The 5,303-nt window shown below is 37.1% G+C and carries 4 protein-coding genes, 1 pseudogene and 1 riboswitch; of the genes and pseudogenes, 1 reads left to right on the top strand and 4 read right to left on the bottom strand.

All coding sequences use genetic code 11. The annotated features are described in order from the left end of the window. Nucleotides 1-338 precede the first annotated feature (338 nt). Nucleotides 339-544 (top strand): annotated as a pseudogene (locus KP713_RS09080) (transposase); the annotation flags it as partial. Between the two features lie 231 nt (nucleotides 545-775). On the opposite strand, the gene bioB reads toward KP713_RS09080, so the two are convergent. The 4 genes from bioB to thiB form a co-directional block, all read right to left on the bottom strand. Then, nucleotides 776-1,774 carry a biotin synthase BioB gene (gene bioB / locus KP713_RS08975; protein WP_215770430.1) on the bottom strand — a complete coding sequence of 333 codons (999 nt, stop codon included), beginning with the start codon at nucleotides 1,772-1,774 and terminating at the stop codon, nucleotides 776-778. 120 nt (nucleotides 1,775-1,894) lie between these two features. Then, nucleotides 1,895-2,542 (bottom strand): thiamine ABC transporter ATP-binding protein, encoded by a 648-nt coding sequence (thiQ, locus tag KP713_RS08970; protein ID WP_215770429.1) that lies wholly within the window; start codon nucleotides 2,540-2,542, stop codon nucleotides 1,895-1,897. Next, nucleotides 2,526-4,142, bottom strand: a complete 1,617-nt coding sequence (thiP, locus tag KP713_RS08965; RefSeq protein ID WP_215770428.1) for a thiamine/thiamine pyrophosphate ABC transporter permease — start codon at nucleotides 4,140-4,142, stop codon at nucleotides 2,526-2,528. Before thiP ends, thiQ begins: the two co-directional genes overlap by 17 nt. A gap of 4 nt (nucleotides 4,143-4,146) precedes the next feature. Beyond that, a complete protein-coding gene (thiB, locus tag KP713_RS08960; RefSeq protein WP_215770427.1) occupies nucleotides 4,147-5,145 on the bottom strand; it encodes a thiamine ABC transporter substrate binding subunit in 999 nt (332 codons plus the stop codon). A 51-nt stretch (nucleotides 5,146-5,196) separates the two neighbouring features. Further along, a riboswitch (TPP riboswitch) is annotated at nucleotides 5,197-5,284 on the bottom strand. Between the last annotated feature and the right edge of the window lie 19 nt (nucleotides 5,285-5,303).

Raw genomic sequence — 5,303 nt, 5'->3', positions numbered from 1 at the left:
GCACCGCCAGGTTACCAAATATGAATCTAAATTAAATAAAATAAAAACAGAAGAACCCCAGTTGAAGGACTGGGGTTTTTGTTTATGGATTTTAACTAACAACTATTTATTTGAAGTAGATAAGATAGAATAAAGCAAAGCAGAATAGAGAATAAAATAAAAGATAAAAAACCAGTCTAAAGGCTGGTTTTTCTATTTTTATAGTCAGATTTTCGTCTGGCTATAAAAAACATACGCTATGCGTATGGAGTCAAATAGCTTAAGCGATTAACAGGAAAAATCCTCGCTATATAATGAACAATTCTGACAACCAAAATTCAACATATAGGAGGATTATAATAGTAAGTAAAGTTAATGACGACTGGAGTCTATAACTTACAAAATGGAATGATAAGTATCATATTGTTTTTATTCCGAAGTACATAAGAAAAGTAAACAGGAGAAAACCAATTTATAGAAGGTGAAGATTAGATATAGGGCAAATATTCGAACGGTTATATGTCTATAAAAATATGAGATAATTGGAGCTTGTATAATGCCAGACATATATTCATATGTTTTTTGCTCTCTTTAAGGGAAGGTAAGAAAATAATTAGATAGATTGTCAATTCTCACAAGCCCTTTTAAGGGCTTGTGAAGTATAGGGCTTTATAAGAGAGCCTAAAAATTGACGTTTTGTGGGATTGTTATTGGCTACTGGAAAAGTATTATGATATATAGAAATAAAGAAAAGAGTAGATTAATACTTAATTTCTCAGCTATCTAACGCAAACTACTACTTTTTATTTTCCGAATTTTCTGGCTCTAAATCTAATTTTGCCATCAATAACTGATCGCCATCTTCTTCTGGGTTGCCCGTGACAAGTAATTTATCGCCATAGAAAATCGAATTTGCACCAGCCATAAAACACATCGCTTGCATTTCTTCACTCATACCACTACGGCCTGCAGAAAGGCGAACATAACTTTTGGGCATGGTAATACGTGCAACAGCAATCGTTCGCACAAACTCTGTCCAATCTAATTCTTCCGCATCGGCTAACGGTGTACCTTCAACCTTAACGAGTTGATTAATCGGCACTGACTCAGGTTGCGGATCAAGATTTGCAAGGCTCGAGATTAATCCAGCTCGTTCTTTGCGAGTTTCATTCATCCCCACAATGCCACCACAACACACTTTTAATCCAGCTTTGCGTACTTTTCCTAACGTGCTAAGGCGATCATCGAAACGACGAGTACCAATCACTTCTGCATAATGTTCTGGCGCTGTATCAAGATTATGATTGTAATAATCTAAACCAGCTTCTTTTAAATCTTCTGCCATACCGTCTTGCAATAAACCAAAAGTACCGCAAGTTTCTAAACCGAGCGATTTCACAGCTTTAATAATTTCTGTGACTTTCTCAATATCTTTTGGCTTAGGGCCTCGCCAAGCTGCACCCATACAAAAACGCCCAGCTCCACGCGCTTTCGCAATTTTTGCTTTCGCAACGATCTCATCAACATTTAATAACTGCTGATTTTGTACGCCAGTATGATAACGGGCTGATTGAGGGCAATAACCACAATCTTCCGGGCATCCCCCCGTTTTGATAGACATTAACGTGGATAACTGAATCGCTCGAGGATTAAAATGCTTGCGATGAACTTGTGCAGCGCGGTAAACCAATTCCAAAAATGGCGTTTCAAATAACGCCTCAACTTTGCAAACAGACCAATATTCAACGCTTGGATGTGGTGTAATGGAGTTAATTTGTAGTTTCTCAGTTAACATATTTTTCCTTTGAAAGTGCGGTAAATAATCACCGCATTTTTGTATCTTATATTCATTCAGTTTGTAGGCTTGTATTGATAGCCATTGAATAGATTCATCAGTTATAAAATCTATATAATTTTACGTCTCTTTTTGCAATTGACTTATCTGACCATTTTCCACCAACAATACTCGATCTATCGTACCAACTAATTCCGATGGTTGATGGGTAACAAGTAACAACGTCAGATGTTTCTCATCACAAAGTTTAGCGATCAAAGCTAGCATTTCTACACGAAGTTTCTGATCTAATGCGGAAAAAGGCTCATCTAATAATAAGATGGGTTTATCTCGCAACAAACAACGCGCCAATGCCACTCGTTGTTTTTGTCCCCCCGAAAGAGAATTCGGTAAACGTTGTAAATAATCGCCCAATCCTACAGAAAAAGCGACCTGTTCAATTTTTTCCTGTTCAAGTGCGGTTAATTTTAAAGAAGGTTTTAAACCCAACGCAAGATTTTGCTGTACGGTTAAATGAGGAAATAAATTATTTTCTTGAAATAGCATAGAAACTGGACGTTCGTAAGGTGCACTACGAGTATGATTTTTATCGTTTAACCAAATTTCTCCTTGATGAGGAAATTCAAATCCAGCGATTAAATTCAATAAGGTACTTTTCCCCGCCCCACTTTCGCCAATAATTGCGACACGCTCACCAGCGTTTACGCTCACATTAAAGCACATCGGTAAGGTTTTATCGTTCAAAATCACATTATTTAGATAAATCATCAGCATCCCTATGTGTGTGAATAAAGGCAAACAATATGCCACAAAGCAATAATAAAATCCCTGCGGTTACAGCTGCATCTTGATTACGATAATTACCTAGCTGCTGATATAACAAGTGCGGTAGGGAAGTAAACTCTTGATTGCCGAACAACGCAATAGCCGTAAAATCCCCTAAAGATAGTGCCAAGGCTAAAGCAAAAGCATAGTGCAATGGTGCATGTAAAGTTTGCCACTCAATCAGATAAAAACGTTGCCAGCCCACAATTCCCAGACTATTACACAGATTTTCGTAATAACGCATATTATTATGAAAAGGTGCGCTCAAAATACGTAAAACAAAAGGCATTGCACTTAACGCATTGCACAATACAACAATGACAAACAAATCAATATTCGAAAAATCACGCTCTTGTAATAATAAAAATAATCCCATAGCAAGTACTAAAATCGGGATTGCCAAAATCACCATTCCAGCATTAATAATAAATTGCGCAATTTTCTGATAATGCAACCATTCTAAACGGCGTGATAAAAGTAGCAAGGAAATTGCCATCATTAATGCAATCAATGCGGATAATGGCGCGATAGAAAGAGAATAGCCTAACGCACTCCAGAGCTGAGAATTATGCCAAACTGTGAGTAAACTTGGTGAATTCAATGCGCTAATAAGAATGTTCAATACAGGCGAAAAAAGGAAAAATACAAAAACCAGTAAGACAAAAACATGGAAAATTTTGACCGCACTTTTAGGTTTTTCAAACCAAGGATTACGATTACTCAATCTATTTTGATTAGAAGGAGAAAAACGCGATGTTAAGCTAAATAAAACCAAGCAAAATACAAATTGCAACATGGCAAAAAGTGCTGCTTTTGGCAGATCAAATTCAAATAAAATCGCTTGGTAGATTGCTGTTTCTAAAGTTGTATATTGAGGCCCACCGCCTAGTGTAAGAACAACGGTAAAACTGGTGAAGCAAAGCATAAAAATCAAGCTGAATGTGGGAAAACATTGCTGACGAAAAACGGGCCATTCCACCAATTTAACGAATTGCCAACCTTGTAAATTGAGTTGCGCAGCAAGCTGACGTTGCTGATAAGGGATACTTTGCAAACTTTGTAAGAAAAGTTGCGCAGCCAGTGGAATATTGAAAAAAAGATGGGCAATTAAAATTCCCGAAAGTCCGTAAATATGCCCCTGCCATGGTATTCCCAAAAGGTTAGCAAACTTAGCTAACCAACCGCTTGAACCATAAATACCGATCAAACCAAAAATTGCCACTAAAACAGGTAAAACAAAGGTCAGCGACATTAATTTTAATAGCCACTTTTTTCCTGAGAATGCTTGATAAAACAATGCTCGAGCGAGGAGCAGACCAAAAAAAATAGATAAAACAGTAGAAAATAAGGCTTGTCCAAAACTGAAAAGAATTAGATGCTGTAGATAATCATCGCTGAACCAAGTTTTCCATTGTAATTCATCGCCCAATGCAAAGATCGAACTTAAAGCGCTACCATAAAAAAGAATAATGAAACTAATGACAACAACGCCGCCCACATAATGACGAGGGCGGAGTTGTGGATGATGAAATAACGACAACATCAAACTATTTTGTTAATGTAGTTTGCCAAGTGCTAATCCAATTTTTTAAGTGTTCCGCATTCACCATTGGATTAATTGGAGTTTGAGTTTTTTGTTGAGCTTTAAGTGCATCAAAGTGCGGTTCAATTTCACCTTGAATCACTGGCAACATAATATTGGCTGTCACAATATGTTTTTGTGCCGTAGGTGAGATTAAAAATGCCATAAAATCATCTGCACATTGATTTGGATGGTTGGCGACTCGAGCCGCTAATTCCACTTGAGTAATATGCCCTTCCGCAAAATCAGTCGCTGCATAATTATCTTTTTTCTCAAAAAGTTGGTGATAAAGTGGTGATGTGCTGTAACTTAACACTAAATCAGCTTCGCCTTTTAAGAATGCGCCGTAAGTATCAGACCAACCTTTACCCACTGTTACCGTATGCTTATCCAACGCTTTCCAAGCGGATTGAATTTTGTCTGCAGGATAAATTGCATTCATCCAAACCAATAAACCACGACCAACACTGCTGGTGCGAGGATCTTGATAAATTACACGGATATCTTGGCGTTCAACCAATTCTTTCAAACTTTTCGGCGGATTTTGTAATTTAGTTTTATCGTATACAAAAGCATAGTTACCTAAATCGAAAGGCAAGAATGTTTTATTCGTCCATTTTGTTGGCAGATCAAGTTGAGTTAAATCTACTTTATTTGGCGTGAAAATATCTGTTTTTTCAGCTTGTTCTAAAACAAAGTTATCTAAACCTAGCACAATATCTGCTTTGGTTTTCTTTCCTTCCAAACGAACACGGTTGAGCAACACACCACCACTTTCAAAAGGCGTAAAATTAATAGTGCATTGCGGATGTGCTTTTTCAAAATCTTGTTTTACTTTTGGACCTGCTCCCCACTCAGAAGTGAAAGAATCATAGCTATATACGTTAACACTTTGCTGTGATTGAGCTAATGCTGCGGTGGAAAAAAGTGCGGTAGAAATTAAGGTTAATTTAAGAAGTTTCATTATTACATCCTTATTTATATCAAAAGGCAGCAATAATGACGGGAAGGAGATAAGGTTGTATTCCTAGTTTCCTACGTCAGTATTAACTGTTTCAGGTTCACGGGTATGATCTCAGCATATTGCACCCCGACTAGGCTTTTTAGTGTATTAAAATTTAC

The organism is Haemophilus sp. SZY H36 (genome assembly GCF_018829625.1).
GTDB classification, from domain to species: domain Bacteria; phylum Pseudomonadota; class Gammaproteobacteria; order Enterobacterales; family Pasteurellaceae; genus Haemophilus; species Haemophilus haemolyticus_K.
This window is presented reverse-complemented; position numbering and strand designations above follow the sequence as displayed.

Coding starts and splice junctions, on each gene's coding strand:
- thiB (WP_215770427.1), bottom strand. CDS start 5,145: ATGAAACTTCTTAAATTAACCTTAATTTCTACCGCACTTTTTTCCACC.
- bioB (WP_215770430.1), bottom strand. CDS start 1,774: ATGTTAACTGAGAAACTACAAATTAACTCCATTACACCACATCCAAGC.
- thiQ (WP_215770429.1), bottom strand. CDS start 2,542: ATGATTTATCTAAATAATGTGATTTTGAACGATAAAACCTTACCGATG.
- thiP (WP_215770428.1), bottom strand. CDS start 4,142: ATGTTGTCGTTATTTCATCATCCACAACTCCGCCCTCGTCATTATGTG.